The 26,200-nt window shown below is 70.8% G+C and carries 36 protein-coding genes; 22 read left to right on the forward strand and 14 right to left on the reverse strand.

The features are described 5' to 3' along the window. The first annotated feature begins 16 nt into the window (after positions 1-16). The 9 genes from ABZ873_RS15485 to ABZ873_RS15525 are packed head-to-tail and all read left to right on the forward strand — an operon-like array spanning position 17 to position 9,063. On the forward strand, positions 17-1,423 hold the full coding sequence (locus ABZ873_RS15485; protein WP_360871012.1) for a UDP binding domain-containing protein: 1,407 nt from the start codon (positions 17-19) through the stop codon (positions 1,421-1,423). Further along, a complete protein-coding gene (locus tag ABZ873_RS15490; protein WP_360871015.1) occupies positions 1,420-2,556 on the forward strand; it encodes an acyl-CoA dehydrogenase family protein in 1,137 nt (378 codons plus the stop codon). The genes ABZ873_RS15485 and ABZ873_RS15490 overlap by 4 nt, the downstream gene beginning before the upstream one ends. Beyond that, the gene (locus ABZ873_RS15495) at positions 2,553-3,764 is read left to right on the forward strand and encodes a pyridoxal phosphate-dependent aminotransferase (RefSeq protein ID WP_360871018.1); all 1,212 of its coding nucleotides are present in this window, start codon (positions 2,553-2,555) and stop codon (positions 3,762-3,764) included. The genes ABZ873_RS15490 and ABZ873_RS15495 overlap by 4 nt, the downstream gene beginning before the upstream one ends. Then, positions 3,761-4,546 carry a YggS family pyridoxal phosphate-dependent enzyme gene (locus tag ABZ873_RS15500; protein WP_360871021.1) on the forward strand — a complete coding sequence of 262 codons (786 nt, stop codon included), beginning with the start codon at positions 3,761-3,763 and terminating at the stop codon, positions 4,544-4,546. Before ABZ873_RS15495 ends, ABZ873_RS15500 begins: the two co-directional genes overlap by 4 nt. Then, on the forward strand, positions 4,543-5,301 hold the full coding sequence (locus ABZ873_RS15505; protein ID WP_360871024.1) for a class I SAM-dependent methyltransferase: 759 nt from the start codon (positions 4,543-4,545) through the stop codon (positions 5,299-5,301). Before ABZ873_RS15500 ends, ABZ873_RS15505 begins: the two co-directional genes overlap by 4 nt. Continuing rightward, on the forward strand, positions 5,298-6,491 hold the full coding sequence (locus ABZ873_RS15510; RefSeq protein ID WP_360871027.1) for a methyltransferase domain-containing protein: 1,194 nt from the start codon (positions 5,298-5,300) through the stop codon (positions 6,489-6,491). Before ABZ873_RS15505 ends, ABZ873_RS15510 begins: the two co-directional genes overlap by 4 nt. 1 nt (position 6,492) lies before the next feature. Next, entirely contained in the window at positions 6,493-7,686 is a 1,194-nt protein-coding gene (locus ABZ873_RS15515) for a DapH/DapD/GlmU-related protein (protein ID WP_360871029.1), read from the forward strand. Further along, positions 7,683-8,423 carry an amino acid racemase gene (locus tag ABZ873_RS15520; RefSeq protein ID WP_360871032.1) on the forward strand — a complete coding sequence of 247 codons (741 nt, stop codon included), beginning with the start codon at positions 7,683-7,685 and terminating at the stop codon, positions 8,421-8,423. The genes ABZ873_RS15515 and ABZ873_RS15520 overlap by 4 nt, the downstream gene beginning before the upstream one ends. A 40-nt stretch (positions 8,424-8,463) precedes the next feature. Next, the gene (locus ABZ873_RS15525) at positions 8,464-9,063 is read left to right on the forward strand and encodes a flavin reductase family protein (RefSeq protein WP_360871035.1); all 600 of its coding nucleotides are present in this window, start codon (positions 8,464-8,466) and stop codon (positions 9,061-9,063) included. A gap of 58 nt (positions 9,064-9,121) precedes the next feature. On the opposite strand, the gene ABZ873_RS15530 is transcribed toward ABZ873_RS15525, so the two are convergent. Continuing rightward, positions 9,122-10,162: an NAD(P)-dependent alcohol dehydrogenase gene (locus ABZ873_RS15530; RefSeq protein ID WP_360871038.1), complete on the reverse strand. Its 1,041-nt coding sequence runs from the start codon at positions 10,160-10,162 to the stop codon at positions 9,122-9,124. Between the two features lie 97 nt (positions 10,163-10,259). Between ABZ873_RS15530 and ABZ873_RS15535 the strand changes: the two genes are divergently transcribed. Further along, complete coding sequence (locus tag ABZ873_RS15535; protein WP_360871041.1) at positions 10,260-10,871, forward strand: TetR family transcriptional regulator; 612 nt, start codon at positions 10,260-10,262, stop codon at positions 10,869-10,871. 232 nt (positions 10,872-11,103) lie between these two features. On the opposite strand, the gene ABZ873_RS15540 is transcribed toward ABZ873_RS15535, so the two are convergent. After that, positions 11,104-11,262: a hypothetical protein gene (locus ABZ873_RS15540; protein WP_360871044.1), complete on the reverse strand. Its 159-nt coding sequence runs from the start codon at positions 11,260-11,262 to the stop codon at positions 11,104-11,106. Positions 11,263-11,785: 523 nt separating this feature from the next. Between ABZ873_RS15540 and ABZ873_RS15545 the strand changes: the two genes are divergently transcribed. The 8 genes from ABZ873_RS15545 to ABZ873_RS15580 all read left to right on the forward strand — a co-directional run bounded on the left by ABZ873_RS15545 (position 11,786) and on the right by ABZ873_RS15580 (position 16,538). Then, a complete protein-coding gene (locus ABZ873_RS15545) occupies positions 11,786-12,523 on the forward strand; it encodes a hypothetical protein (protein WP_360871046.1) in 738 nt (245 codons plus the stop codon). Beyond that, the gene (locus ABZ873_RS15550; RefSeq protein ID WP_360871049.1) at positions 12,520-12,897 is read left to right on the forward strand and encodes a hypothetical protein; all 378 of its coding nucleotides are present in this window, start codon (positions 12,520-12,522) and stop codon (positions 12,895-12,897) included. Before ABZ873_RS15545 ends, ABZ873_RS15550 begins: the two co-directional genes overlap by 4 nt. Positions 12,898-13,616: 719 nt before the next feature. Beyond that, on the forward strand, positions 13,617-14,003 hold the full coding sequence (locus tag ABZ873_RS15555; protein ID WP_360871052.1) for a hypothetical protein: 387 nt from the start codon (positions 13,617-13,619) through the stop codon (positions 14,001-14,003). A 5-nt stretch (positions 14,004-14,008) separates the two neighbouring features. Beyond that, positions 14,009-14,182: a hypothetical protein gene (locus ABZ873_RS15560; protein WP_360871055.1), complete on the forward strand. Its 174-nt coding sequence runs from the start codon at positions 14,009-14,011 to the stop codon at positions 14,180-14,182. A gap of 35 nt (positions 14,183-14,217) precedes the next feature. Then, positions 14,218-14,493, forward strand: coding sequence for a hypothetical protein (locus tag ABZ873_RS15565; RefSeq protein WP_360871058.1), 276 nt, complete (start codon positions 14,218-14,220; stop codon positions 14,491-14,493). Then, a complete protein-coding gene (locus ABZ873_RS15570; RefSeq protein WP_360871061.1) occupies positions 14,490-14,837 on the forward strand; it encodes a hypothetical protein in 348 nt (115 codons plus the stop codon). The genes ABZ873_RS15565 and ABZ873_RS15570 overlap by 4 nt, the downstream gene beginning before the upstream one ends. A gap of 853 nt (positions 14,838-15,690) precedes the next feature. Continuing rightward, positions 15,691-16,380, forward strand: coding sequence for a DUF5753 domain-containing protein (locus ABZ873_RS15575; RefSeq protein WP_360871064.1), 690 nt, complete (start codon positions 15,691-15,693; stop codon positions 16,378-16,380). A gap of 35 nt (positions 16,381-16,415) precedes the next feature. After that, on the forward strand, positions 16,416-16,538 hold the full coding sequence (locus ABZ873_RS15580; RefSeq protein ID WP_360871217.1) for a DUF397 domain-containing protein: 123 nt from the start codon (positions 16,416-16,418) through the stop codon (positions 16,536-16,538). A gap of 395 nt (positions 16,539-16,933) precedes the next feature. Here the strand turns inward: ABZ873_RS15580 and ABZ873_RS15585 are convergent, their stop codons facing one another. Then, on the reverse strand, positions 16,934-17,419 hold the full coding sequence (locus tag ABZ873_RS15585; RefSeq protein WP_360871067.1) for a helix-turn-helix domain-containing protein: 486 nt from the start codon (positions 17,417-17,419) through the stop codon (positions 16,934-16,936). Positions 17,420-18,174: 755 nt separating this feature from the next. Between ABZ873_RS15585 and ABZ873_RS15590 the strand changes: the two genes are divergently transcribed. The 3 genes from ABZ873_RS15590 (at position 18,175) to ABZ873_RS15600 (ending at position 19,407) form a co-directional block, all read left to right on the forward strand. Then, positions 18,175-18,378 (forward strand): hypothetical protein, encoded by a 204-nt coding sequence (locus ABZ873_RS15590; RefSeq protein WP_360871070.1) that lies wholly within the window; start codon positions 18,175-18,177, stop codon positions 18,376-18,378. A 334-nt stretch (positions 18,379-18,712) separates the two neighbouring features. Next, positions 18,713-19,036 (forward strand): hypothetical protein, encoded by a 324-nt coding sequence (locus ABZ873_RS15595; protein ID WP_360871073.1) that lies wholly within the window; start codon positions 18,713-18,715, stop codon positions 19,034-19,036. Positions 19,037-19,098: 62 nt separating this feature from the next. Continuing rightward, positions 19,099-19,407 carry a hypothetical protein gene (locus ABZ873_RS15600; RefSeq protein ID WP_360871076.1) on the forward strand — a complete coding sequence of 103 codons (309 nt, stop codon included), beginning with the start codon at positions 19,099-19,101 and terminating at the stop codon, positions 19,405-19,407. A 69-nt stretch (positions 19,408-19,476) separates the two neighbouring features. Here ABZ873_RS15600 and ABZ873_RS15605 read toward each other — a convergent pair whose 3' ends face one another. Continuing rightward, positions 19,477-19,995 (reverse strand): hypothetical protein, encoded by a 519-nt coding sequence (locus tag ABZ873_RS15605; protein ID WP_360871079.1) that lies wholly within the window; start codon positions 19,993-19,995, stop codon positions 19,477-19,479. A 144-nt stretch (positions 19,996-20,139) separates the two neighbouring features. Between ABZ873_RS15605 and ABZ873_RS15610 the strand changes: the two genes are divergently transcribed. After that, the gene (locus ABZ873_RS15610) at positions 20,140-20,463 is read left to right on the forward strand and encodes a hypothetical protein (RefSeq protein ID WP_360871082.1); all 324 of its coding nucleotides are present in this window, start codon (positions 20,140-20,142) and stop codon (positions 20,461-20,463) included. Positions 20,464-20,485: 22 nt separating this feature from the next. Here the strand turns inward: ABZ873_RS15610 and ABZ873_RS15615 are convergent, their stop codons facing one another. From ABZ873_RS15615 to ABZ873_RS15660, 10 genes are all read right to left on the reverse strand, one after another. Further along, positions 20,486-20,791, reverse strand: a complete 306-nt coding sequence (locus ABZ873_RS15615; protein WP_360871084.1) for a hypothetical protein — start codon at positions 20,789-20,791, stop codon at positions 20,486-20,488. A gap of 216 nt (positions 20,792-21,007) precedes the next feature. Then, positions 21,008-21,421, reverse strand: coding sequence for a hypothetical protein (locus ABZ873_RS15620; protein ID WP_360871087.1), 414 nt, complete (start codon positions 21,419-21,421; stop codon positions 21,008-21,010). A 299-nt stretch (positions 21,422-21,720) separates the two neighbouring features. Beyond that, complete coding sequence (locus ABZ873_RS15625; RefSeq protein WP_360871089.1) at positions 21,721-22,500, reverse strand: hypothetical protein; 780 nt, start codon at positions 22,498-22,500, stop codon at positions 21,721-21,723. After that, the gene (locus tag ABZ873_RS15630) at positions 22,497-22,658 is read right to left on the reverse strand and encodes a hypothetical protein (protein ID WP_360871092.1); all 162 of its coding nucleotides are present in this window, start codon (positions 22,656-22,658) and stop codon (positions 22,497-22,499) included. Before ABZ873_RS15630 ends, ABZ873_RS15625 begins: the two co-directional genes overlap by 4 nt. Before the next feature lie 20 nt (positions 22,659-22,678). Beyond that, complete coding sequence (locus ABZ873_RS15635; protein WP_360871095.1) at positions 22,679-23,371, reverse strand: hypothetical protein; 693 nt, start codon at positions 23,369-23,371, stop codon at positions 22,679-22,681. Positions 23,372-23,387: 16 nt separating this feature from the next. Then, complete coding sequence (locus ABZ873_RS15640) at positions 23,388-23,777, reverse strand: hypothetical protein (protein WP_360871098.1); 390 nt, start codon at positions 23,775-23,777, stop codon at positions 23,388-23,390. After that, a complete protein-coding gene (locus ABZ873_RS15645; protein WP_360871101.1) occupies positions 23,774-23,932 on the reverse strand; it encodes a hypothetical protein in 159 nt (52 codons plus the stop codon). The genes ABZ873_RS15640 and ABZ873_RS15645 overlap by 4 nt, the downstream gene beginning before the upstream one ends. Positions 23,933-24,079: 147 nt before the next feature. After that, positions 24,080-25,486, reverse strand: coding sequence for a phage/plasmid primase, P4 family (locus ABZ873_RS15650; RefSeq protein WP_360871104.1), 1,407 nt, complete (start codon positions 25,484-25,486; stop codon positions 24,080-24,082). Further along, entirely contained in the window at positions 25,483-25,956 is a 474-nt protein-coding gene (locus ABZ873_RS15655) for a hypothetical protein (protein WP_360871107.1), read from the reverse strand. The genes ABZ873_RS15650 and ABZ873_RS15655 overlap by 4 nt, the downstream gene beginning before the upstream one ends. Further along, the gene (locus ABZ873_RS15660; protein WP_360871110.1) at positions 25,953-26,183 is read right to left on the reverse strand and encodes a DNA-binding protein; all 231 of its coding nucleotides are present in this window, start codon (positions 26,181-26,183) and stop codon (positions 25,953-25,955) included. The genes ABZ873_RS15655 and ABZ873_RS15660 overlap by 4 nt, the downstream gene beginning before the upstream one ends. Between the last annotated feature and the right edge of the window lie 17 nt (positions 26,184-26,200).

Raw genomic sequence — 26,200 nt, forward strand, 5'->3', positions numbered from 1 at the left:
CGAGGGAGTCACCGCCGTGACATCACTGACCACCGAGACCTCTTGGGCCCCGCCCGCACCGGCCACCGTCCCGGCCGCCCCGGCCGTCCCCGCGCCCCACCCCGACTACCGGGCCGACCTGGTGGCCGGACGCACCACGGCCTGCGTCTGGGGCCTCGGCCACATCGGATGGTCCACGGTCGAAGCGCTCCGTGCCGAGGGCGTCGCCGTCGTCGGGTACGACATCGATCCCGCCCGGGCCGAGCAGCGCCGCGCCGTCGCGTCCGGACCGGCCGGACCCGCCGCCCGGGTGACCTCGGACCAGGCCCTCGCCCTGGCCGAGAACGTCGCCGTGCACTTCGTCGCCGTGCCCACCGAACGCGAGGCGGAACCTTTCTCCGGGGCGTTGGTCGAGGTGTTCTCCGCCATCGTCGCCGACACCGCCGCCCGGCGGCCGGACCGTCCGCCGCTGGTGATCGTCGAGTCGACGCTGACCCCCGGCACGGTCGAGGAGCTGCTGCTCCCGATCATCGCCTCCGCCGGCCTCGCACCCGACACCGACCTGCTGCTCGCCCTCGCCCCGCGGCGTGACTGGTTCCTGGCCGAGGGGTACGGGCTGCGCGACCTCGACCGGATCTACTGCGGCGTGGCGGCGCGCTCCGCCGACGCCGCCCGGGACGTCCTCGGGCTGATGTGCGACACGCTGCACCGCGCTCCCAGCCACATAGAAGGCGAGCTCGTGAAGTGCGTGGAGAATGCCTACCGCCATGTGGAGATCACCCTCGCCAACCAGCTCAGCCTCGCCTACTCCCACGTGGACATGGTGGAGGTGCTGCGGCTGGCCGGCACCAAGTGGAACATCGGAACCTTCCACCCGAGTTTCGGCACCGGCGGCTACTGCATCCCGCTGTCCAGCCGGTACCTGCTGCGCGGCGCGGCCGACGCCTCGCGGCTGTCCCTGCTCAGCGAGGCGGTGGACACCGACATGCGGATGCGCGGCCTGGTCGCCGAGGCGATCGCGCCCAGGGGCCCGGTGCTGGTCCTCGGGCTCGCCTACAAGGGAGGGATCAAGGTGGCCACGCTCAGCCCCACCGTGCGGATCACCGAGGAACTGCGGCGGCTGGGAACGGAGTTCAGCGTCCACGACCCGATGTACAGCGCCGAGGAGATCGAGGCCCTGCTCGGCCCCGGCACGGCCGCCACCGATCTGGCCCGCGCCTTCCGGGAGGCGTCCACCGTCCTCGTCGTGCCCGACCACCCGGAGTTCCGCGGCGAGCCGTACCTCTCCCTCCTCGACGAGCCGCGCGAGCAGCCGCTGTTGGTCCTGGACAACCACGGGGTCTGGGACGACGACCGGGAGTGGCCCGCCCACGTCGCCTACCGCAGGGCCGGCGGGATCTCCTGGCTGGACGCCTCCGCGACCGGGCCGGCGGACCCCCGATGACCGACTCCGCACTCGCGGCTCCCACGGCGCCGCACAGCGCGCCGCAGTCCCCTCACGCGCCCGCCGACCCGGTGGTCGTCCGCACCCGGGAGCTGGCCCGGTCGCTGCTGGCCCCCGCCGCCGCCACGACCGCCGCGGGACGCGTGCCGCGCTCCCATCTCAGCGCCCTGGGCTCGGCGGGCGCCCTGGGCACCGCGGTGTACCGGCCCGCCGGACCCCACACAGCGGCGCAGGTACAGCGTGAGGTCTCGGAGTCGATCGCCGCGGCGGACGGCGCGACCTGGTGCGTCTTCGCCCAGCACCACCACCCGCTGCGGGAGGTGGCGGGCTGCGCCGACGCCGGGGTCCGTGACCGCTGGCTCGCACCCATGACGGACGGCCGGGTCCTCGCCGCCGTCGCGACCTCGCACCTGCGCAGGCCCGGCCCGCCGGCCGTCACCGCCGTCCGCGACGGGCAGGGGTGGCGGCTGCACGGCCGCCTCGCCTGGCTGACCGGCTGGGCCATCGCCGACGTGGTCCTCGTGGGCGCGGTCACCGCCGACGACGATGTCCTGTTCGCCCTGCTGGACTGCGACGAACGGGCCGGGCTCACCGCCGTGCGCCCGCACCGGCTGTGGAGCATGACGGCGACCGGCACGGTGTCGGCGCGGCTGGACGGCGCCCGCGTCGGGCCCGGCCGGCTGATCGCCCTGCACCCGGGAGCCGACTGGCGCCGCCTCGACGCCGAGCGCCGTCCGAACGTCAATCCCGGCGTGTTCGGCACCCTCGCCGCCGCCACCGCCTGCCTGACCGACTCCGGGCAGGGTGCCGAGTACCGCGAACTGGGCCTGGGCATCGCTGCCGAGGCGGGCGCCCTGCGCGCCACCGCCTACCGGCTGATGGACGAGGTACCGGCCCATGAGGCGGCGGACGAGCGCCTCGCGGTCAGGGCCGCGGCACTGGAGCTGGCCGGCCGGGCCGCCACCGCCTGCGTCGCGGCCGGCGGCGGCGCCTCCGCCGCTACCGGTTCCCTGCCGGCCCGGCTGCTGGCGGAGGCCGCCTTCCACCTCGTACAAGCGCAGACCCATGAGAGCCGCAGCGCCACGGGAGCCCGGATGCTCGCCGTCGCGGACGCCGTCCGGAGCGTCCGGTGACGGGTCGGGTACGGCCCCGCAGGGTCCGGCTCGCGGACACCGGCCCCACCGTGTTCACGGAGATGTCGGAACGGGCCGCCCGGTACGGCGCGATCAACCTCGGCCAGGGCTTTCCGGACACCCCGGGGCCCGCGCCCGTGGTCGAGTCCGCGATCGCCGCCCTGCGCGCCGGACACCACCAGTACCCGCCGGTTCCCGGACTGCCGCAGCTGCGGCGCGCCGTCGCCGACCACCAGCGAACCTGGTACGGGATCGACCTGGACCCCGCCCGGGAGGTCGTCGTGACCACCGGCGCCTCCGAGGCGCTGGCGGCCGCCCTGCTGGCGCTGACCGGCCCCGGGGACGAAGTCGTCGTCCTGGAGCCGTACTACGACGCCTACGCGGCCTGCGTCGCGCTGGCGGGGGCCACCCTGGTGCCCGTCCGGCTCGACGCGCCCGCCTTCACCCTGGATCCGGCGGCTCTGCGCCGCGCCGTGACCCCGCGGACGAAGGTCCTGCTCGTCAACACTCCGCACAATCCGACCGGGTCGGTGCTGCCCCCCGCGTCCCTGCGGCAGATCGCGGAAACGGCCGTGGCCCACGACCTGCTGGTCATCTCCGACGAGGTGTACGAACACCTGGTGTACGAGGGGCCGCCGCACCAGCCCCTGGCCACCTTGCCCGGCATGGCGGAGCGAACCCTGACCATCGGATCAGCCGGCAAGACCTTCTCCTTCACCGGCTGGAAGGTCGGCTGGGCCACCGGCCCCCGCGATCTGGTCGAAGCGGTCACCGCGGTCAAGCAGTACCTGTCGTTCGCCTCCGCGACCCCCTTCCAGTACGCGGTCGCGGACGCCCTGCGGCTGCCCGCCGCGCACTTCACCGGGCTGCTCGACTCGCTCAGGCGCCGCCGCGACCTGCTCGTGGACGGACTGAACGACGCCGGTCTCCTCGCGCACGCCCCACGCGGCACCTACTTCGTGACCGCCGACATCCGCCCGTTGGGCGAGCGGGACGGCCTGGAGTTCTGCCGCTCCCTGCCCGCCCGCTGCGGCGTCGCGGCCATCCCCCACCAGGTCTTCCACACCGATCCGGACGCGGGCCGCCCCTATGTCCGGTTCACGTTCTGCAAACAGGAGGCCGTGCTCGACGAAGCGGTGCGAAGGCTCTCCCGCCTGCGCCACAGCCGCCCGGCATCCACCCTCCGCACGAAAGGGACGAACCCGTGACCACCACGGCCGACCACCCCACCGCCCTCCGGGCCGCCCCGCGCCGGGCCGAACTGGAAGCCGGCCTGAGGGCCGTCACCGCCCGCATCAAGGCAGCGGCGGCCGCCTGCGCCCGCGATCCGCGTGACATCACCCTGGTGGCCGTCACCAAGACCTGGCCCGCGTCGGACGCCCGCCTCCTGCACGGGCTCGGCGTCGGGCACATGGGCGAGAACCACGACCGGGAAGCGGCGGCCAAGGCCGCCGAACTGGCCGATCTCGCCGAGCCGCCGCAATGGCACTTCGTCGGCTCGCTGCAGCGCAACAAGGCCGCCTCGGTGGCCCGTTACGCCGGCCTCGTCCACTCGGTGGACCGTCCCGGACTGGTGACAGCCCTCTCCCGAGGAGCCCAGAAAGCCGGTCGCACGGTGTCCTGCCTGCTCCAGGTGAGCCTCGACGGGGACCCGCGCCGCGGTGGGGTGCCGGCCGAGGGGATCGAAGCCCTCGCCGAAGCGGTGGCGGACGCCCCCGGCCTGCGCCTGTCCGGCGTCATGGCGGTCGCCCCGCTCACCGGACCGGCCGGGCCGGCCTTCGCCCGGCTGGCCTCACTCGCCGACCGGCTGCGGACGGACCATCCGCAGGCCACGACCGTGTCGGCCGGCATGAGCGGCGACCTGGAGGAAGCCGTCGCGGCCGGTGCGACCCATCTGCGGGTGGGCTCCGCCCTCCTGGGCCACCGCACGTACCCGGCGCCCACCGGCGCGCACCGTACACACGGCGCACCGCTGGACGGTGCCGCATGAGCGCTCCCTCCCACCCGCACGCGCGCGACAACGGCCTGCCGGCCGTCGGCACCGGCACCCGGTCGCTGGACCTGCGGTACCTGGAGCGTCCGCCCGCCGAGCACCAGCGGCCCTACTTCCCGTTCGTCGCCGACCACTTGCGTGAGGTACTGGACCGTCCCGGAGCCTCCCTGCTCGACATCGGCTGCGCCAACGGGGCCTTCCTGCACCATCTGGCGGACCGCCATCCGGACGTCCGGCTCGCGGGAATCGACGCCCTGCCCGCGCTCGTGGAGCACGCGGCACGCCACGTCCCTGGGGCCGGCTTCGCCGTGGGCGACGTGGGCCGGGCCGAGACCCTGCCCGCCCGGCGGTACAGCGCGGTCACCCTGCTCACCCTGCACAGCCACTTCGACTCCCCCGATCCCTGGCTGGACCACGTCCTGGACCTCGTCGAACCCGGCGGCCGCGCCCTGCTGTTCGGCCCGTTCAACCCCCACCCCGTCGACGTGCTGGTCCGCCTGCGGCAGGCCGACGGCGAAGGGGGCGGCACCTGGCTCCCCGGCTGGAACGTGCACTCCCGCGCCGCGTTCGCGGACCGTCTCACCGCGCGAGGACTGCGCCACCGGTTCCACGACTACCAGCCGCCGGCGAGCGTCCCGCATGCCCCGCACGACCCGCTGAGCACGCGCCGCGCCACGCTGGACGGCGCCCCCGTACTGACCAACGGAGCCGGCGTGCTGCTCCCCTTCGCCCTGCTGGAGATCTCCGTATGAGCACGCGCCGCCCCCCGGAACCCCTGGCCGAGCAGTTCCGCGCGCTCCTGCGCAGCCCCACGACAGGAGGCCCGCTCAGCTGGGCCGAGCCGCACGTCCTCACCGACGGCGACTCGCTGTGGCCCTGTCCGGACGGCATCCCGTACCTGCGTACGGGACGCGACGCACTGCGCGCACAGGCCGTCGACGCCATCCGGGCGGGCCATCTCGACCGGGCCCTCGCCCTGCTGCTGTGCGACCGCAAGGACGACACCGTTCCGCCGGCCGACCCCGCCGCGGCGCTCGCGGTGGCCACCGGTGCCACGACAGCCGCCGCGGCCATGGCCGGGCTCGGCTACGGCGGTCTCGCCCCCTATTTCCTGCACCGCTGGTGCCAGCCGACGTACCTCAGCGGGCTCGCCCTGCTGGATGCGCACGTCCCGACCGGCGCCACCCTCTTCGAGATCGGCTGCGGAGCCGGACACTTCCTGCGCACCTGGACCGAACGCTCGGGCCCCGCCATCGGCTCCGACCTGGTCTTCTCCCACCTGTGGCTGGCCCGGACCTTCTGCGCGCCCGCGGCCCGGCTGGTCTGCTTCGACGCCGACGGGGCCTTCCCCCTCGCGGACGGCGCCGCCGGGGCGGCCCTGAGCCACGACAGCTTCCACTACTTCCGCGACAAGCAGCACGTGCGGTCGGAGCTGCTGCGCGTGAGCGGAACCGGTCCGGTCCTGCTGGGCCACGTCCACAACGCCTCGCGCGACAACCACTCCGCGGGCCGCCCCCTGACCACCGAGGCATACCTCGAAGCGCTCTCCCCCGACCACTGCTACGACGACGACGCCCTCACCGAAGCGGCTCTGCGCGGCCGTACGGCCGCGCCGGTCCGCGGTGAGCGGCTGCGCGAGACGGCGGCGCTCGGCTTCGTCTGCCGGGCGGCGAAGGCTCCGCCCACCCCCGGGCGGCTGACCGGTGCCGTGCCGGGTCGCCCGCTGAGCGTCAACCCGCTCCTGACCGACAGCGGCCCCAGCTGGCCCGACGAGAAGTTCGCCCGCGAATTCACCGACGGCTGGCCGTACCTGCGCGATCTCGCGCGGCCTCCCGAGACCACCGTGGCCGCGGCACGCGCGGGGCGCGCGGGTGCCGACCCCGACGTCGACCGCTTCGCCCGGCAGCGCGCACTCCTGGACCTCCCCGAAAGCTGGCTCTGACATGACATCGACCACCGAGAAGTCCGCCGCCCTGCCGCTCATCGACCCCGGGCGGCTGCCGGACTCGTGCCGCACGGGCCCCGGCGTACGCATCCACGCCGGACGGCTCACCGTGGGTGAGGACGTACGGATCGGCGCCGGGACCACCATCGTGGGCGACGACGTCGTACTCGGCGACGGCACAGTCATCGGCCCCGGCTGCGACCTGCGGGCGGACACGCTGGACCTGGGCCCCGGCACCGAGATCGGCCCCCGCGTACGCCTGCTGGTCGCGGAGCGGTTCGCCGTGGGCGGCGCCTCGCGCATCGCGCCCGATGTACAGGTGCTGTGCCGGGAGTTCACCGCGGGCCGGCTCTTCTACTTCGGCGACGGCGCGCGCGTCGGCTACGGCGGGACCACGACCTCGACGGCCCGGGTGCGCATCGGGGACCGGGTCACGATCGGCCAGCACACCATCCTCAACGCGAACCACGAGATCACCCTGGGGGACGGCGTCGGCACGGGCTCCTACCTGGCGGTATGGACCCACGGCTACCACTTCGGACACGGGCCCCTCAACGGCACCGAACCCGCCTACGCCCCGGTCCGCGTCGCGCGCGACGTCTGGCTCGGATACCACGTGACCCTGCTGCCGGGCGCCCATGTCGGGGAGGGGACCGTGGTCGCGGCCGGGTCCGTCGTCACCGCCCCGCTCCCCGGCGGGGTGCTCGCGGGCGGAGTTCCCGCCCGGGTGAAGAAGGAGCTCGATCTGCGGCCCGTCGGCGACGACCGGGCCCGCGAGGCAGTCCTCGGCGTCCTGCGCGGCTGGCGCGCCGAGCTCGTCTGGAAGGGCTGCCGGGCCGACTGGGAGGAGCCGCCCGGGGCACCGGGTGCGCTGACCGTCAGCCTCGCGGACGGCTCGCACCGCACCAGGGTCGTGCTCCTCGCGCCGGACGCCCCGTGGCCGGGGAGCCCGCCGCCCGGCGAGGCGCTGGCAGTCCTCTCCCTCGGCGACCGCCCGGACGGACGGCAGCGGCAACAGGATGCCGTCGCCGTGTTCGAACTGCGCTCGGGGCATCTCTCCGGCCACACCTCGCCCGTCGTCGAGGACCTTCGCGACCAGCTGCGGCGCCATGCCATGCCGTGCGGGGACGACCGGTGCTTCGGCTCGATCGAGCCCGAGGCGTTCGCCAGGCTCAGGAGGGCCGCGGCATGAGCCCTGCCGACGAACCGGCGGTCATCGGCCTGCTCGGAGGGATGAGCTGGCCTTCCACCCTCACCTACTACCGCGCTCTCAACGAAGGCATCGGGAAGGCCCTCGGCGGATCGCACTCGGCCCGCGTGGTGATCTGGTCGCAGGACTACGCCGAGGTGGAGCGTCGCCAGCTGGCCGGGGACTGGGAAGGAGCCGGCGCGCTGCTCGCCGCGGGCGCCCGGCGGCTGGCGGCGGCCGGCGCGGACATGGTGGCCATAGCCTGCAACACCATGCACCGGGTCTCCGGGGCCGTCCGTACGGCCTGTGAGCTGCCCCTGATCGACATCGTCGAGGTCACGGCCGAGGCCACCCGCCGGCGCGGTATCACCCGGGCGGCGGTCCTCGGCACCCGGTTCACCGCGCAGGACGGGCTGTTCGACGGCGCACTGGCCGCCCGGGGCATCGAGCCGGTCCTGCCCGGCGCCGCGGACCAGCGGCTCATCGACCACATCATCTACGACGAACTGTGCCGGGGCACCGTCAGCGACCGGGCGGCGGTCGCCTTCGCGGGCCTGCGGAAGCGGCTGCGGGGCGAGGGCGCGGACGGGCTCATCCTCGCCTGCACCGAACTCGGCCTGCTCCTCCCTCCCGCCGAACACCTCTCCCCGGCGGTCGTCGACACCGTGGAGGTGCACGTCCAGGCACTGGTCGCAGCCTCCCTCCGGGGACGTACGGGAGCTCCGGCCGGCCCTTCCTAGGGGCCTCCTCTCCTGCCGCAACACAGTCACTGGAAGGCATATGTACACCGAGAACCCGGCCGGGCCGCCGGCCACCCGAGACATCCCGCACCGGCGCACCGGCCCAAAGGACCCGCCGTCCGCCCCCGCGGACGGGTACGGGGACCCGGCCGCGGCCCGCGGGGCGCTGCGCCGCCTCACCTCCGCGGTGACCGTGCTGACCGTCGACGGCGGTCCCGGTACCCGGCACGGCACCACCGCCAGCTCCGTCGTCGCCGTCTCCCGGGAGCCGCTGATCATCGGGGTGTCCCTGCGCCCCGCGTCCGTGTTCACCCGTCTGGTCCTCCGCGCCGGGACGTTCTCCGTGAACGTGCTGTCCGCGGGCCAGAGCGCCCTCGCGAAGCGCTTCGCGGACCCCGAGCGCCCCTCAGGAGACGCCCAGTTCGCGGGGATCGCCTGGGCCCGGGACCCGCTCAGCGGCGCCCCGCTGCTGCACGGCTCCCTCGCGCACATGTCCTGCCGGGTGCTGGAGCGCCGGCGGGTCGGCGACCACGACCTCCTGCTCGCCGAGGTCACCGGCGGCGCGCCCGCCCGCGAAGCCCCCCTGCTCGGCTTCGCCGGACATCTGCATGCTGCGAAGGACATGCACCCGCCCCGCTGAGGGCTGTCCCGTGAACGATCCCCCTTCGGAGGGGCCGGCCGGCGCTCACCGCCGCCGGTCAGTCCAGGTCGGACAGGTCCAGTACGAAGCGGTAGCGGACGTCGTTCCTCCGGAGACGGTCGATAGCCGTGTCCACCTGGGACGACGGGAGCACTTCGACATCGGCCGTGATGCCGTTGTCGGCGCAGAACCGCAGCATCTCGGCCGTCGCCGGGCGGCCTCCACTGCCCCCGGAGCTGAGCTTCTTGCGTCCCACGAGCAGGTGCATGGCCTCGACCGTGACGGGGCCCAGGTACCCGAGGAGGCTGAGGGTGCCGTCCATTGCCACCAGTTGCAGACAGGGGGCGAGATCGTGCGGGACGGAGACGGTGTCGAGGACGACGTCGAAGGTGTCGCGCGCCGCGCCCATGCGCCGGGTGTCGGAGGACGCGATGAGGTCATGGGCGCCGAGCTCGCGGGCGTCGTCGCTCTTGTCACGGGTGCGGCTGATGACGGTCGTGGTGGCGCCGAGGGCGACGGCCATCTTGACCGCGAGGTGCCCCAGCCCGCCGAGTCCGACGACCCCGACACGGGTGCCGGGGCCGACGCCGAGGGCGCGGAGCGGTTCCCAGACGGTGATCCCGGCGCACATCAGCGGGGCGGCCGCCGCCGGGTCGAGGCCGGCGGGAAGCGGATAGGCAAACGCCTCGCGCACGACGTACTCGCGGGAGTACCCGCCCAAGGTGGTCGACCCGTCCTGCCGGTCGGTGCCGCCGTAGGTCAGCGTCGGGAAGGAGTGACAGAAGTTCTCCTGTCCGGCCTCGCACATGGCGCACACACCGCAGGAGTCGACAATATTGCCGACCGCGACCGGGTCGCCCACCGAGAAGGCGGTCACCCCCCTTCCAGTCCCGGTCACCACGCCGGTGAACTCGTGGCCGGGAACCAGGGGCGCTTCCGTGTGCTGCTCGTGATCGCTCAGGGCGTGCAGATCGGTATGGCACACGCCGCAGAAGTCCACCCGCAATGCGATGTCGTCCGCGCGCAGGTCGCGGCGCCGGAGCGAGGTGCGGCGCATCCTCGACGGGCCGGCCGCCTGCCATCCGGTGGTCGTTCGCATGAGGCGACTCCTTTAAACAGACTGTTCTGTCTGTTTGAGCGTAAGGGCGACCACCCCCCAAAGGCAAACCAACTGTTCTGTTTGGTAGCATCCCGGCATGCCGGAACAACCCCAGACCGCGCGAGGCGCCGCGACCTACCAGCGCATCCTGGACGCCGCCACCGAGGAGTTCGCCCGGTACGGCATCGCCGGGGCGCGCATCGACCGCATCGTGGCCGCGGCGCGCACGAACAAGGCGCAGCTCTACGCCTACTTCGGCGACAAGGAACGGCTCTTCGACGCGATCTTCCTCAGCTCGCTGGAGCGCATCACCGACGTCGTGCCCATCAATGCCGACGACCTCGCCGACTGGGCTGTCCGCCTCTACGACGAATACCTGCGCCGCCCCGACCTCATCCGGCTGGCGACCTGGACACGCCTGGAACGCCGCCCGGCCGGACACCTCGTCGAGACCCACCAGCACTACGAGGACCACAAGCTCGGCGCCATCACCGAGGCCCAGAAGGCCGGCCGGGTGCGCGCGGGCGACCCGTTCGACATCATGGCCGTGGTCATCGCCATGTCCATGGCCTGGTCACCGGTCAGCAACGTCTACGCGGCCAGCAACCAGGAACCGGAGGCCGTGCACGCCCGCCGCCGAACCCTGCTCCGCGACTGCGTACACAACGCCACCGCGGCCGCCAACACCGCCACTCCCCCGCAGCCCTGACACCACGCTCCGGGCCCCTACGAGCTGCGGGTGAACGCGGGCGGCCGGGGCTTGTCACTGGTCGGCTGCCTGGCCAGCCGGTGGGGCGTTCGGCGCGCAGCAGCGTCGGGGCCGCCGTCGCGTCGCCTGATGGAGCTCCCCTGTTCAACCGGTCAACCTCTCGAAACCGTTGGTGTCCGCCCGGTAGGACTTCACGAGCTGCGGGGCGCCGCCGTCGAAGACGACGTGGACGTCACCGGTCTGCGGGTGGCCTGCTGGTGCCGCTCGGCAGCCCCTTGTACGGCTTCGCTGCCACGGTGGCCTGAGCGGCCGTCAACGACATCGCCGCAACGGTGACGGCTCCGACGGTGGTGGTGGCGAGCGCGATGCGGGCGGAGCGGGATGTGCGCATGGATCTCTCCGGGGACACGGTGGGACGCGGGCTCAGGCGCAGCGGCGGACCGTCGCGTGCGGCCGGGCGTCGAGGAGGCGGTGGCGCCCTCATGGAGAGAAGACGGAGCGGCCGGCCCGCGCATAACCGAAACTTCGCGCCGGACGTATCGAGCCGCCGCCGTAGAATCACAAAGGCCCAGGTCAGAGGCGATCTGTCCTGGGCCTTTCCGGAGCCCCCTGTCGGATTCGAACCGACGACCTACGCATTACAAGGTCAAGAGACTCGAACGCTTGACCTGCCCGCAGCTCACCGCAGGGCCCTGACCTGCTGGTTTCGCATCGCACCCAATCTTGTGGCATCGATTGATATCGGGTCCTGATGTGTACCGCATGTGTACTGCGACGCGAGCAGGGTGTTGCACGATAGGCACGCTCGGGTCTAAGATGGCACTATCGCCTCGGAAACGAGGACGGCCCCGGTAGGCGCGTCAACGCCTGTCCGGGGCCTGCGATCCGAACCCCTCCGCAAAGGGAGTCGAACCATGTCCAACACCGTAGCTGCCCGCGTCAAGCCCGCCGAGGCTGACGCCCCGGCGGCGGCCCCCCAGACGAACGACCGCACCATCACCATCCCGCTCGCCGGCGGCGGCTTCATGGCCGTCCCCTGCCCGTCCTGGTGCGTCCTCGACCACGCCGACGACATCGAGCGCGGCCTGTTCCCCGGAGAGCTCCAGCACCACGGCGACAAGGTGTCGCTGCCCTTCACGCTCGCCGACGGCACCACCATCCAGCTCCTGTGCGTCCGGATCGAGCAGTGGCCCTACGCGAACGACGGGGATTCCGACCGGCCGCACGCGGCCCTGGTGCCGTCGGAGGGCGACGGGGAGTCCACGGGCTACCTGACGGCGGCCGAGCTGCATGCGGAGATCCGGCGGGTCCGCTCGCACCTGGTGAAGCTGGGACGCCTGGCGGAGCGGTTGGCGGAGGCGCGCACGGAGCAGCACGCGGCCTACTACGCCTCCCGCGGAATGGCCCCCGAGGGGAAGTGGTCCGGCCTGGTCCATGACGACGTCGCGACGATGCCCGTCTGGTACCTGCTGCGGGTCTTCGAGGCGACGGTCGTCGAGGTCGACAGCCCCGACCCCGAGGTGTACGTCGAGAACGCGGTCGTGAACGCGGACGGGTCGATGACGCTGAACTTCGACCGCCGGCTGACGCAGTTCCAGCGCGAGCAGTCCACGCGCCAGCTGCTCGCCAACCGCCTTTCCTCGCACCGGTGAGCGCCGCCCGCGCCGTGACGGTGCAGACCCTGGACCACGGTCCCGTCGAGTTCGTCGAGCCGGACTGGTGCGTGGCTGTCCACGTGGACGGCAACCACCGGTCGGGGATCCGCCACGACGGCGTCGAGTACGCCGCAGCGGTGACCACCCCGGAGGGCGCCCGGGTGGAGTTCCTGAAGGCGAACCTGCAGCAGTTCCCGTTTGCGGAGCACGGCAGCCGGGACGTGTCGGTCGTCGTCGAGATCGACGGGGAGCACCCTGAGTTCGACGCGGCCGGCCTGTGGGACCTGGCCTCGGCCCTCACGGGCTACGCCCTGCACACGCTCCTGCCGCTGCGGGAGCAGCTGCGGGCGATCCAGGAGGGTGGCGCGTGATGGGCACCGCGGTAGTGCGCCGGCCCACGGAGGCCGCTGCGATCGGTCGGGCGGGTGTTCCGCAGGTTCCGTCCCTGCGGGCCGCGTTCGAGGGCCTGGCCGCCGCCGAGCGGGCCGGGGACCGGCACGGGGCGCGGCTGTGTCGGTGCCTCCTGCAGCGTGCCGTGCACGACGGCCAGGTGGGCGACCAGGCCACACGTTAGCCCAGCGTGCGACCCAAATCCTCCCTCTCCTTCGAGGGGGAGAACGGGCAGGTCGAATCCCAAAAGGGTCACGGCCGGGGTAACGGTGGTCACGCAGGTCCGGCGGCTGCCGGCCGGGGGTGTCACGGCCCGGGTTACGCCGGGGGTCACACCGTGACAACGCCCAGCGTGCGATCCAAATCAAGGCGCTTCCGGGGCGACGTTCCCGCAGCGTCTTCCACATCTCACCCGACCCCTCCCCGGCCAGACGGGAAGCGACCTACAGCCCGTGCGGGTATTGGGCGACAGCCCTCTACCCCCAAGCCTCCCAAGGCCGCCGAGCCCAATCCCCCGTAGGCCGCCCGCCCAATACTCACAGGGCCTCCGAGCCTTTACCCCCAAGCCCCCCAAGCCCTTGGGGGCATTGAGAGCCATCACTCTGCGGACACCCGCAAAGCGATCACCGCAAGACGAGAACGGCCGGCCCGGGGTCGCATCCCGGACCGGCCCCACGGTTCCACCCCAGGAGGAAGAACCATGTCCATCCACACTCTGTACGACGGAACCCGGATCCCGCTGCCCCCCATGCCCGAGCCGATGCCCGCAGCGGAGGTGAGCGGGGCCACTGACCCCGGATACGACATCCGGGCTGTGCTCACCCTGCCGGTCGCGGTGACCCGAGACATGCTCGCCGTCGCCCTGGATGACGCCTGCAGCGGATACGAGGAGCACCCCGACAGCTGGTCCGTCGAGTTCATCCGGGAGTCCGTGGAGCTGCAGTTCGCCATGAGCGGCTTTCTGCGGCTGCAGGAGAGTGAGAACCTCCTCGTCGAGTTCCTTGAGTACGAGCCGCCGGGCCCGTGCCGGGACCGCGTACAGGCCGAGTACCGGGCCATCGACCGCGCCTACCCGAAGGGTCGGTGACGGGCGTGACGACGACTCGACCGCAGGCCGCATGGCAAATGCCCCGACCGGCCACCCTCGACCGCATCGGCTTCCTGGCGAGGCACGTCGCGGGCAACCCGTCGCCCGACCCGCTCCAGCTGGACGAGCTCCGGGCGCTCTGCTCGGGCCCGTGCCTCGACGAGGGCTTCGGGCGATGACCGGCATGCAGACTCCGCAGGCGGCATCGCAAGTGATGCCCCTCCCGCCCGTCCTGGTCCGCTCGCACGTTCCCGGCCGGCGGCACGTGTGGGTCGACCCCAGCCCCCTCGTCGCCGACTCCCGCGGCCACGCGTGGACGTACAGCGCCGACGACCCGTTCGCCCCCCAGTACTGCACGCTCTGCTGCGAGGACTGCGACAGCCGCTCCGTCCTCCGGCCCTGCCCGAACGCCGGCCTGCTTCGCGACGTCAACGAACGCCGTGACGAGTGGATCGCCGCCCACCGCGTGAACCCGGAGGACATCCGATGAAGACGTACACCTGTCCCGCCTGGTGCGCCGTTGACCACGGCAGCGCCCCTCTCGAGGACGTCTTCCACCGCAGCGGCCGTATCCGGGTCGTCCCGCCGGCCGACTGCTCCGCGCCCGACGAGCAGGCCATCGTCCCGCAGCTGACCGCACACCTCGTCGAGTACGAAGTGCCGACGCCGGGCGAGGCGGCCGCAGTCATCAACCTCGAGCTCGACGACCACCCGGCAGACCGCGTCGCTGAGCTGGACGTGGCGGAGGCGGATGCCCTGCTCGCGCAGCTGGCCGACTACACGGCCCGCCTGCAGAAGATGCGCGACCAGCTGGCCGCCATCACCGCCGGCTGACGTTCCTCCCTGGCGCCCCGGCGCCCGCCCCCGAACTCCACCGGGGACGGTAGGCGGGGCGCTTCGGTGTGCCCCGAAGCGTGCCGGGTACCGCACACGTCCCGCGACGTGGGGATTCGAGGTGTGCGGTGTGCGCACATGTGCGGGTGTGCGGATGGCTCAACGGCTCGGCTCAAGCCGTCGACCGTGAGCCATCCGCGGCCAACGCGCCCCTGCGCGCTCGCGCGTGTACACCGACCCGGCAGGCACCCGGCAAGACCCCGACGCAGACCCGGCGGAGGCAGAGCCTCAAGCCGGCGGCCCGCCGGGGTTCCGCCGGGTGCAAACCGGGTGCCTGCCGGGTGGACAGCCCCCGGACAGTGCCCCGGTACGTCCTGGACTGTACCCCGGACAGGCCCCGGCCGCTGTCCGGGTGGAGGGTGGCGCTGTCCGGGGGCTGTCCACCCCGCGTTCCAGGACATACCGGGGCACTGTCCGGCCCGATATGCCCGGATCGCACCCCTGCTCGCGCTCTGCTCGACCTGCTCGACCGCAGGTCAGGTTCTGCTCGGCGGCTGCTCGGAGCCTGCTCGCGAAGATCCACGATCCGGCCCGAGCAGAGCGCGAGCAGGGGTGCGATCCGGGCATTCCGGACACTGTCAGGCCGAGTGTCAGGGGGCGTCAGGAGGTGTCAGACGCGAGTGTCAGCCCCCCTGACACCCCGCGGGCCTAAGGGATGAGCGTCAGGCCGCCTGACACCCGCCCTGACTGTCAGGAAGCGTCAGGGCCACCCCAACCCGAACGAGTAGCTGTGATCACTTACACACCGGGAGTAGCGTTGACGGAACATCAAGTGCCCATCGGAAGAGAGCCGATGACCACCCGGAAGGAAGCCGCAGACATTCTCCGCGGCACCAGAGACCCCTCAAAGGCCGGCTGGTGGCGCGCCGCGCCGGCCGACTCCCTCGAGGAACACATCCAACGGCTGATCGACCTGGAGGACGCCGCACGGCACATCCAGTCCTGGCAGCCGCTCATGGTGCCTGGCATGCTGCAGACCTACCAGTACGCCGTCTCCGCCATCCAGGCCACCACGCCCGCGCTGCCCATAGAGGAAGTCGCCGAGCGAGCCGACCTCCGCATGCGGCGCATCGACAGCCTCGGACACGCGGCGGACCGGCGGGCCTGGTTCATCGTCGGAGAAGCCGCGCTCACATCCCCCCTCGGCGGGGAGGCGGTGCTCCTGGAGCAGTTGGAGCACCTGCTGAACGTCGCCGCACTCCGCCCATCCGTCACGCTGCAGGTACTGCCCGCCGCGGTGGCCATGCACCCAGGCATCGCAGGCGGCTTCACCATGTACCAGGTCGGCAGCCAGCGGGCGGTGTTCACGGAGACGCTGGCCGGGTCGGTCGTTTCCACGCGCGCGGACGACATCGCCGTCTTCACTGCCGCTTACGATCACCTGCGAACCAACGCCCTCGGCCCTGCCGCGTCGTTGGAAGCGATCGATACAGCAAGGAGAGAGCTGTGCGTAAAGGTGGAGAGCACCCTCTGGTCTGGGTGAAGTCGAGCTACACCGAAACCGGGAACTGCGTCGAGGTGGCAACCCCGGTTGACGGGATCCTCGTCCGGGACTCGAAACGCCCTCTGGGGCCGCGGGTGGCCCTGGCGCCAGCCGCCTGGTACGGGCTCGTCGACTGGGCCAAGACGCACCAGGTGTAACGAAACCCGAAACGAAAAGACCCGCCGAAACTCTCCTGCGGCGGGGCTTTTCGTGCGCCTGAACTCACCCATGACGCCTGATGCTGGGAACACGGCGATGGAATCGCCGCCGGAGGCTTCAGCAAAGGGTGCTTCACCTCAAGGTCTGCGGTACGTTTGAACGAAACCCTGCTCGGCGTTCTTCCGTAGATCTTCGAGAGTAAAGGTAATCCGACCGCCGTCGTTGTGGTGGTGGAGCTCGCGCAGGTAGCACTTCTCCTTGAGGGTGCGGACGCTGGTATACGGGACCACCCGCAGATCAATGACCTCTTGTGGGGACCAGCGTCGAAGTTCGCCGAGGGGGCCTGAGGGAATCAGCGGCGGACCGGTTGCAGCGGGTACCTTCCGTTTCGACTTCACGGTCGACGACCTCGGGCCCTGTGTCCACGTGCAGGTCGTGCCGGCACTCGATGCATCCTGTAGATCTCTGCGATGTCCTCCTGGGTGAAGATGAGACGCCCCAAGCGAGCATGAGGAAGCCCCCGGTGATTTACGCCGTCACGCAGCCACTGGGCGCTGCATCGAAGAATCTCCGCAGCCTCATCCACGGTGAGGTATGTCGGCACTGTTCCCGGGGGTCCCGCAGGTTCATCGGCGTCGCCCGCTTCGGATTCGCTTGCCTCCGCGAAAGCTGGGAGTGGCGCCACTGCTGCCAGCGCGCACATCGCGCGGATGTCGGCCACGCTGAAGGACGTGTTTCCGCCCAGCTTGTGGTGCGGCACTCTACGCTCGTACACCCACTTTCGGAGCGTCTTTGAAGAAACGGGAAGGAATCCAGCAGCTTCCTCGGGAGTGAAGTGCCTCAAGTCATTGAGGACTCTTGCGTCAGCGATCCCCACCACCGAGCCTCCTTTACGTTAGCCGAGCCGTTGATGATCAGCTTCAGCCGGATGCTCCGGCCGGCACAACAGCAATCGACACTCTGGGCACTATCGAGTTGAATTGGCCGCTGCCGGGTTTACGCGCCTCGGCGCGCCGCTCGAGGGACCTGTCAGTGTCTCGGAGGGCGGGACGTCGACGGCCACCCGACGGCACAAGCTCAGCCACATGAAGGTTGCAGTAACGTGCAGTGGCGTGTCAGGAGCAACTTCCGACGATGCTCGAACCTCCTAGCCCATCAGATCAACGACTCACCCGGGCCCCATACGGAGCGGCCCCGCAGACGATCCTGACGGCCGGCCTGGACCTCATGTGCACCCAAGGCTGACATCCGCGACACACCGAGTGTCCCCGGAGTGCACCAAACCCAAGAGCTCAACCCTCCTTGCGATCTGCGCGCTTACGATGCCCACCACTCCGAAGTGGCGTCGCAATCGCGTCGCGCCTCGGTATCCACCCGACCTGGGCTGCGCCGCCCAGCTCCCGCAAGACTCGAACGGGAGGGTGCCGCTTCGTGAGCCGACCTTGGGTTCGCAGGAACATCGGAGAGACCCGACTCTGGATGTCGATGCCCTACAAACAGGGAATCCGGAACTGGGTGAAGGACGCTCTGGGCGACCGGACTCGGCCTCACTGGAACCCGGACGACAAGCGCTGGGAGATCGCACAGGCACACCTGCGCCCTTTGACTGAGGCGCTCGCTGAAAGGTTCGGCGAGGTGGACGTCTACCTCCAGTTCTCCCAGCAGGAGGTCTGCAACGACAACTGCGAGCGGGCCCGGCGCGACGATTGCACGTGCTCCTGCATGGGTGAGAACCACAAGGGCGCCGCGTACTGGAAGACGTGGGTGCACATCGGGGATGAGATCCTCGTGAGCTCCGAACGACGCGAGCGGCACTTCATGATCCGCCATGCCCGCTAGCTACGCGCCATGCAGCGACACTCCGAACAACCTTGGAGAGTAGCCCTGTTCAGAGCAGGTCAGGTCGACTAAGGGATGACAGTATCCCCAACGAAGGGACGGAGATGATCCGTAGCCTGACCCGTGTCGTAACCATGTGTGGCTGTGGTCGCCCGGTAGCCGTGATGCCGCGGCCCGCCATGGCGGAGCCGGAGCCGGCCCGCCACATCGGCGTCCCTGGCGAGCCGGTCGACTGCCCGGAGTAGCCCAGCCGAGAGCCCCGGGTCAGTCACTCGGGGCTCTCAGGTTTCCCGAACCCCGTCCCAGCTGTCTTGACGCGAAGGAGAATGCAGCCATGGAACTCATCGAAATCGCCAGCCGGATGATCGGAATCCTCACCGTCTGCGTAGCCGAAGATCCTGAGGACGACGCCTTCGAAGAGCGGCTCTCAGATCTCCTGCAAGGAATGCACACCGTCGAACTGACCCTGCCGAGTAACACCCCTCCAGCTGACGTGGCACAAGCCGCGGTGCAGGAATTCCACCCCCGCTTCATGGTCACGGTAGGTACCCTCCTGGCTGCCTATCTGGACCTGGCTCGCGAGCACGATGCCGGATCCCCAGAGCGCTCGACGCAGCAGATCTTGCAGGAGTTCGCCCTCCGCTACCGAGTCGAGTGAGTTGCTAGGTCGGCGGAACCAGAAGGTGGCGCTGATCGGGGTCAGGGGTCTAGCTTCTACCCATGACCTCACTTGCGGAACGGCACTTGCTTGAGCATTACGGATGGCCAATCGAGGAGGAAGATTTCGGTCGACACGACGAGCCAGAGATCGGCGGCTGCGCCCTTCTTGCTGAAGTGGCAGACGGGGTGCAGGCCCGATTCGTGATCCGCCCGAATTTGGATGCCGAGCTGCGAGCCATGTTCGCCGAGTGGTCAGTGCAGCGGGTGGAGCGCTTCCTGGAACACGGCCCGGAACCGGACGGCTGGCAGAGAACTAGCGCCGGCCACTGGCAGCTCTGGACGCGGCTCGTGTCCCTGCCTCCGCTCTGAAGCCGATACCAGGGAGCCTCTGCGACTCTTCTGCGGCAGAGCCGCAGAGCCCCCGAGAGCGCTGCGCGGTCATCGCATGGCGGGAGGCCAGCCCGGCTGTGGTACACGCTCACTAACGAAGTTCAGAACACGCCAACCCGCAATCGGATCGAAGCGCATCAGGAACGGCACGCATGCGTGCAGCTCTCCGGCCTCGATTACCCCCGACTTCGGGACGGGCAGGAACTTCAGCAAGGCCATGTCCTGAGCTACGGGATTGAATGCGGAGCCGAACCCCCACGTATCCATGTCGACCGCGAAAGAGGCAGTCATCTGACGAATCTGGGTACGAGCGAATGGATCCCAGAGGGGATGCGATGGCTCGTCGGACGTCAGCGACTCCACGACCGCGCCGGACCTGTATCCGTCCGCTACGGCCTGAGCGCGAAGCGGGTGGAACCAGGCTTGAACCCAGCACTTCCGCAGCAGCGGATCCGTGTACGCCCATACCGCCCGCATGTCTTGATCAGCCCAGATGGCTGAGGCAAAGGCGGACGCTCCGGCCACTGCCGGAGCGTTGGCGGCGAAGTCGACTTCATCAAAGTCCATGGCGGGAGCCTGCCCCACGCTCGGCTGCTCCGTCACTACGTTGGCGGCAGTCCTTACTGCAGCACCAGGCACGGCCAGGCCGCATTCGTCTCCCGGTTCCCCGAAGGCTTTCCATGTGGCCATCACACCCGGGAGGATGCCGCCATGGAACGCAGCGAGATTGCAAGCCGGATGATCGCCATCTTGACCACGGCTCTGGCCGAGGACCCCGACAGTGAAGCCTTCGACGAGCAAATAGCGGACTTGCTCCAAGGCATGCACAACGTCCGGCTGGAACTGCCCGCGAACGCACACCCGGCAGCGGTCGCTCAGGCGGCCATGGATGAAGTGACGCCCAGCTTCACGGCCACCATAGGCACTCTTTTCGCTGCCTACATTCACCTCGCTCGCGCTCACGACCGGACCCAGCCGGAGCTAAGTGCGCAGGACATCCTGCAGGACTTCGCCCTGCACTTCAGGATTGAGTGAGGCGCGTCCGGGCTGCGACTGCTCACGTCTCACCCTGCTGGGGCCTGCGGAGGATCCGGTGGGGTTCCTCGCGCTCGATCCGGAGGAAGTCCTCCCATGAACCGGCGTTGTGCTCCCACGTGACGAGCCCCCGCTCGTCGAGCCAGGCCGAGCACGCGGCGTGCCAACGGACCCGGGCGTCGTAGTGCCCATCGACCCGGCCGCCGGACGACCGCGGGTTCTTGGAGTGCCAACCCCACTGCCTGCCGTCGAACTCCCACAGCCAGCCCGGCACACCGGCCTCGCTCTCCGGAACCCGCATCCGGGCCCTGCGCCGCTCAGACACCATCGGTCGCCCCTTGCTCCGCCAGCCACACCTTCCGGGCCTCACGCCGCCGGCGCCGAGCCCGGATCGCCCGCCACAACGGAACCTGCTCCGGCTCCCAGTAGTCCGGCGGGCGCTCGTCGTAGTCCATCCAGTCATCGAGGTCGCCGCTCGGCTCCACCGACACCGCGGGGCGAGGCTGCGAGGCGGCGATCCGGGCCGCCCTCCGCTCCGACACCATCACGCACCCCGCAGCGGAACGACAGGAGCACCCGCTCCGACCGGGGGCAGCTGCCAGCCCAAGGCCGCCATGCCCTGCGGAGTCAAGCCGAGCCGGTCCCCCAAGTGCCGCGCCTCCTGGGCGTGCCAGGCCGACGCCTCCCTTCCGAGCACGGCAAACGTGTGCGAGACGTACATGGCCACGGCCATGACGAACGAGTCGTCCCACTCGTTGGCCTGCGGGCCCGTCCACAGCGACTCCCACATCTCCGCTTCGGCCGGGCTCCAGTCGCGGCCCGGCGGAAGGTCGGGGACGGGGTCCTCGCAGGTGACCGGCAGCGTGATCACGCCGTACCGGGCCTTGCTGCGTTCGCTGGCTCGTGCTTGGGTGTGCCGGCTGCGGCCCTTGGCCGGGTTGGGTAGGGGTCCAGGCATGATCCACTCTCCTCACTGACTGCAATGCTTCGTGATCTTGGTTTTGCCTATCCGGGACGGCGCCCAGGGAAAGCCCTCCCCGGCGGTCCTGGCGGGATGATCATCAGGGGTCTCCCCCCTGGGGCGTGGTCACTGTGTGTCAGTCAGGCCGGCGGTCGGCTACTCGGACCGCCGGCCTGGCGGTGGCGCTGGTCAGGTCATTGCGGGGAAAGGAGCCCCGCTCTCTGGCCATGGCTCCTGGTCGGGCGGCCTACAACACGTGGCCCGGCAGGTGACCTTGACGCCGGTCTGTGGGGCGGTCAGAAGCCGGCCGCCCGCTTGATCGGGTTGGCTTCGGCCTCGGCCCACACCTGGTCCTTCTGCTCGGCGGGTGTGGGCATCCACAGCTGGCCGCCGTTCTCCGTGTGCCAGCCCAGGAAGTGGCGGATGCTGAGTCCCTGCCACGGCGGTCGGCCCATGGCGAGGCGGCTGGGTGACAGCTCGTGGTAGTTGCGGATGGCGCTGTACTTCCCGCGCGGGTCGTCGGAGCAGCCGAGGCCGAGGATGGTCAGCGCGGTCCGGGCGGCGGTGATGTGGGTGTACCGCTCGGCGAGCTGGTCGCAGGTGTCGGACGCCTTGCGGACCTTGGGCGGGGCGGCAAGGAGGTGGCGGGGTTCGGTCTTGCCGTACTCCTGCAGGATCCGCCAGGCGGCCTTGAAGCCGGTCCAGGTCTCCTCGTGGGCGGGCTTGAGGTGGTCGGTGATGATGGCCATGCCGCACTCCTGCAGCTGGGCACGGACCCGCTGGGCGGCCAGCACTTCGCAGCCGGCCATGATGTCGACGGCGTCCTGATGGGTCTGCTCGACGACGCGGGCAGCCTCGATCTGCTTGAGGTCGGGGAGGTCGGTGCCGTCGTGGAGGGCGGCGACGACTTCCTGCATGAGGCGCTCGATGACGACTCCGGGCCGCTCGGGCGGTTCGGGGTACGGCTGGGCGTGGACCTTGCGGTGGGTATCGCGGGCGTGCACGAGCTCGTCGGGGAGGGTGTAGGCGCCGGCGTCGTAGCCGTCGAAAATGGCGGGCTGAGGGAGTCCGGTCACTTGTTCTCTCCGTTCTTGCGGCGGGCGATGGAGCGGGCGATGCTCTCGCGCATCAGCTGGGCTCCGTCTCGCGGGGGTGTCTCGCGGATGAGGCGGCTCATCCTCTTGCTGTTGCTCTCGGGCCCGCTGGGGGTCTCGGGCTCGGGCTGGTCGGTCATGGTGATCTCCTTGGAGGGGTTCAGGCGGCCTGGCGGACGCGGGCTTCGGGGTGGGCCTTGTGCCATGCCTCGGTCTGCTGGGCTGCGGTGGGGAGCCAGATGCGGGCGCCGCGGTCGAGGAGCCACTGCATGCGGACGTGGAAGACGGTGCTGTGCCACGGCCACGGGGTCCGGCCGTGGTAGGCGGGCTCCCAGTCGGGGACGAGGTCGGGGATGTTGGCGACTTCGGCGAGGGGGCTGTTGAGGCCGAGCGGGTCGATGGTGTCGCCCTCGGTGCGGAGGATGCGCCAGCTGGCCCGCAGGTGCCCGTAGGTGGGGTACGAGGCATGCAGGCGGAGGATGGCGGCGCGGACGTGGTCGGGCTCGTCGAGCATGTCGATGGTGACCCCGGGCTGTGCGGCGTGCCGGCCGGCGGTTGTGAGGTCGGCGGCCAGGTCGTCGAGGAAGCGGGCGAGGGCGGGCTGTACGTGGTCGACGAGGATCTGCGGGGCGTTGCCCCATGCCTTGGCGCCGAGGATGGCGTCGGTGAGCCTGTCGGCTTCCTTGACGGCGCTCCGGTCGAGGGCGCCTCGGCTGTCGGTGTGGGCGTCGAGGTGGGCTTCGAGGGTGGTGTAGTCGTTGAGGATCTGCTGGGGCAGGGTGTGGACGCCTGTGCGGGCGGCGGCGACGAGCTGGTGGGCGCCGTGCTGCTTGAGGGTGTCGAGGTGCTTCATGGTCGTCTCCTGGGGGTTAGAGGGAGCGGCTGTTGAGGTGGATGCCTGCGGCGCGCAGGGTGGCTTCGACTTCGCTGTAGGGGGCGTCGGGGCGGCTGTAGTGGCCGTCAGGGGTGGGTTCGAAGGGGTTCTCGTCCTGCTGGGCGGCGAGGGCGTCGGCGCCAGCGCGGAGGGCTGCGGACTTGGCTTCGCGCAGGCGGTCGGGGTAGGTCACGGGAGTCTCCTCGGCTTTGGCGTGGGGCTGGTAGCGGGGGCAGATGGGGGCGTGTGCGTCGGTGCAGGGGCCGTAGCGTTCGGTGTGGAGGCGGGCCCCGCAGCCGGCGGCGCACAGCCGGTACTTGCCGCGGCGGGTAATGGCGCCGCAGGCGTCGCAGTTGCCTGGCGGCTTCCGCCGCGGACGGCTCACCGCTGCTTCCTGTTCCGGCGGCTGAGCTTGGCGGCGTGGCGGGCCCGCAGACCGCGGCGTCGGGCGGCTGCGAGTTCTTCCCTGCGGCGCTTCTCTGCTGCCGCTCTCTGGCGCGCCTGTTCTATCTGCTCGGCCACGATGTCGTTGATGTTCATGAGGGCTTCCTAGGGGCGGTAGGTGGGGGCTTCGGTGGTCTCCCGGGTGGTGGTGAGTGGTGGGTTGTGGTGGGTTCTCCGCTGCTTCCTACGCGTGTGCGCATGGGAGTTATCGGGAGACCCGCCACAACCCACCACTTCCGCAGGTCAGGAGCTTTCGTCGTCCTCGGCGCCGTTGAGCATGAGGCCGAGCCAGACGGCTCCGACGTTGCGGGCCTTCTTCTCGAACCCGCGGGTCTGCATGGAGGCGGCGAACGTGACCGCGTTGCCCACCTCGTCGCTCTTGATGCCGGTTTTGTGACACCAGCCGGACCAAGCTTCAAAGAGCTCCGACGACCGCACCACGCCGTGCGAGTTGGCCATTGTGCGCTCGGCGAGGAAGCGGCCCAGGGTGTCGCTGTCGGTGCGGTACTGCTCGGTCCGCACGCGGACGGCCTGGGGAGGGTTCAGGCCCTGCTGCTGGTACGCCTGCCAGCCCTCGTACACCCAGGAGAGGATGGCGCCGGATGCAGCCTTCAGTCGGCCGGGTAGGCCGCCGTCGCGCTCGTCCTCGGGAATGACGACGTCGAAGGGGACGACGAGGATGCGCCGCCACACCGCGGGGTCGTCGCCGGACACCTCGGGGAGGTGGTTGGTCAGCATGATCAGGGTGTGAGAAGGGTCGAAGGTGATGGGGTTCTTGTGCATGTAGTTGGCTTCGATGGGGTCGCCGCCGACGAGCCGCTTCATGGTGGCTTCGGCAAACTTGCGGCCCTTCTCCGTCTCGGAGCAGAACGCCAGCCGCGCGCCCCGGAGCCGCATCTTGAAGCTGCCGTGCCGCTCGTGCTTGGACTGCATGAGCAGGGCCGGGTCGACCTCGATGGCGTAGTCGCCGAAGGCGGCCATGACGGCGTCGCGGATGGTGCCTTTGCCGTTGGCGCCGGTGCCGGTGAAGATCGGCATGACGTGTTCGGTCTGCTTGCCGAGCATGGCGTAGCCGAAGAGCCGCTGTACGAAGTGGCGGACGTCCTCGTCGGGGAGGATGCGCTTGAGGAACGCTTCCCACTCGTCGTTGACTTCGCCTGTGAGGGCGGCGCCAGCGACCTTGGTGATGAGGTCGGCCCGGCTGTTCTCGTATGCCTGGCCCTTCTCGAGGTCGACGGTCTGGCCGGGGGTGTTGAACAGGTAGGGGTCGGAGTCGAGGTGCCGGGCCGCGGTGCTGATGGGCTTGAGGGCTCCGGCGAGCTTGAGCATGCCTTCGATGCCGGCCGCGGATTCTGACTTGCGGACGTCGGCGTACAGGTCGTCGCGCTCGCCGCCCTTGTCCATCTCCATGCACTCGGAGAGCGCCCGCTTGGTGGTGCGGACGGCGGCCTGGATGTCGACGCGCTGCTCGTCGAGGTACCAGCGGGATCCGGTCCAGTAGTGCCAGCCGATGCCGTGGACGTTCCGGAGGCTGTCGGCGTGCTCTTCGGCGAAGCGTTCGGCCATGCGGAGGTGTCCGCGGTGCCGCTCGGGCCGGGGCCGGGGGATGACCCTGAGCGTGGTCGCCTGAGGGAGGGTCTGCTCGCTCACGCTGCCCTCCTCTCGGGGATGTAGGTGAGGCAGCGGCCGTTGCCGCCGGGGATGCGGATGGGCGGCCAGCCGGGGGTGGCCTGCAGCTGATGCCGGGGCTTGGCCTTGCGGAGCTCGGCGAGCTCGGCGGCCGTCCGGCCCTCGGCGGTGAAGGGGCGGCCGGCGGCTGCGCGGAACCACTGCAGGAGCGCTTCCTCGTCGCCGTACTTGCGCCACTTCTCGGCGGCGTCGAGGGCGGCGGCCAGGCGCCGGGGGTCGTCGGGCCGGAGGGCCCGCCAGGCATGTGAGGCGTAGGGCGGGAACTCGTCGGCGAAGTACGCCGTGCGGGCTTCGGCCCACAGGGCGACGAATTCGTCGGGGGTGATGCGCGGCCCGTCCTGCGGTACCGTGGCAGCAGTCGACCCGCTGCCGGCGGGGACTTTCAGAGAAGGGCCCGTCTCCAGCGGGCCCTTCTTTGCGTCCTGGCTCATGCTGCGGCGCCCCCGGTCTGCACGGTGCGCTCGTCCAGCCACTTCTCGATGGCGGATCGCCGATAGAAAACCCGCCCGGCGCGGCCCTCGGCGGTCTTGATGTAGGCCGGCCCGACGCCCTTGTAGCGGAGGTCGGCGAGGGCCTGCGTGCTGGCGAACGGGCGGTACTGCGCGCACACCTCGGACGGGGAGAGAAGGTCATCCAGTACGCCTCGGATAGAGGCCATCAGATTCTCCTTAGACT

Source organism: Streptomyces sp. NPDC047014 (assembly GCF_040644195.1).
Lineage (GTDB): Bacteria > Actinomycetota > Actinomycetes > Streptomycetales > Streptomycetaceae > Streptomyces.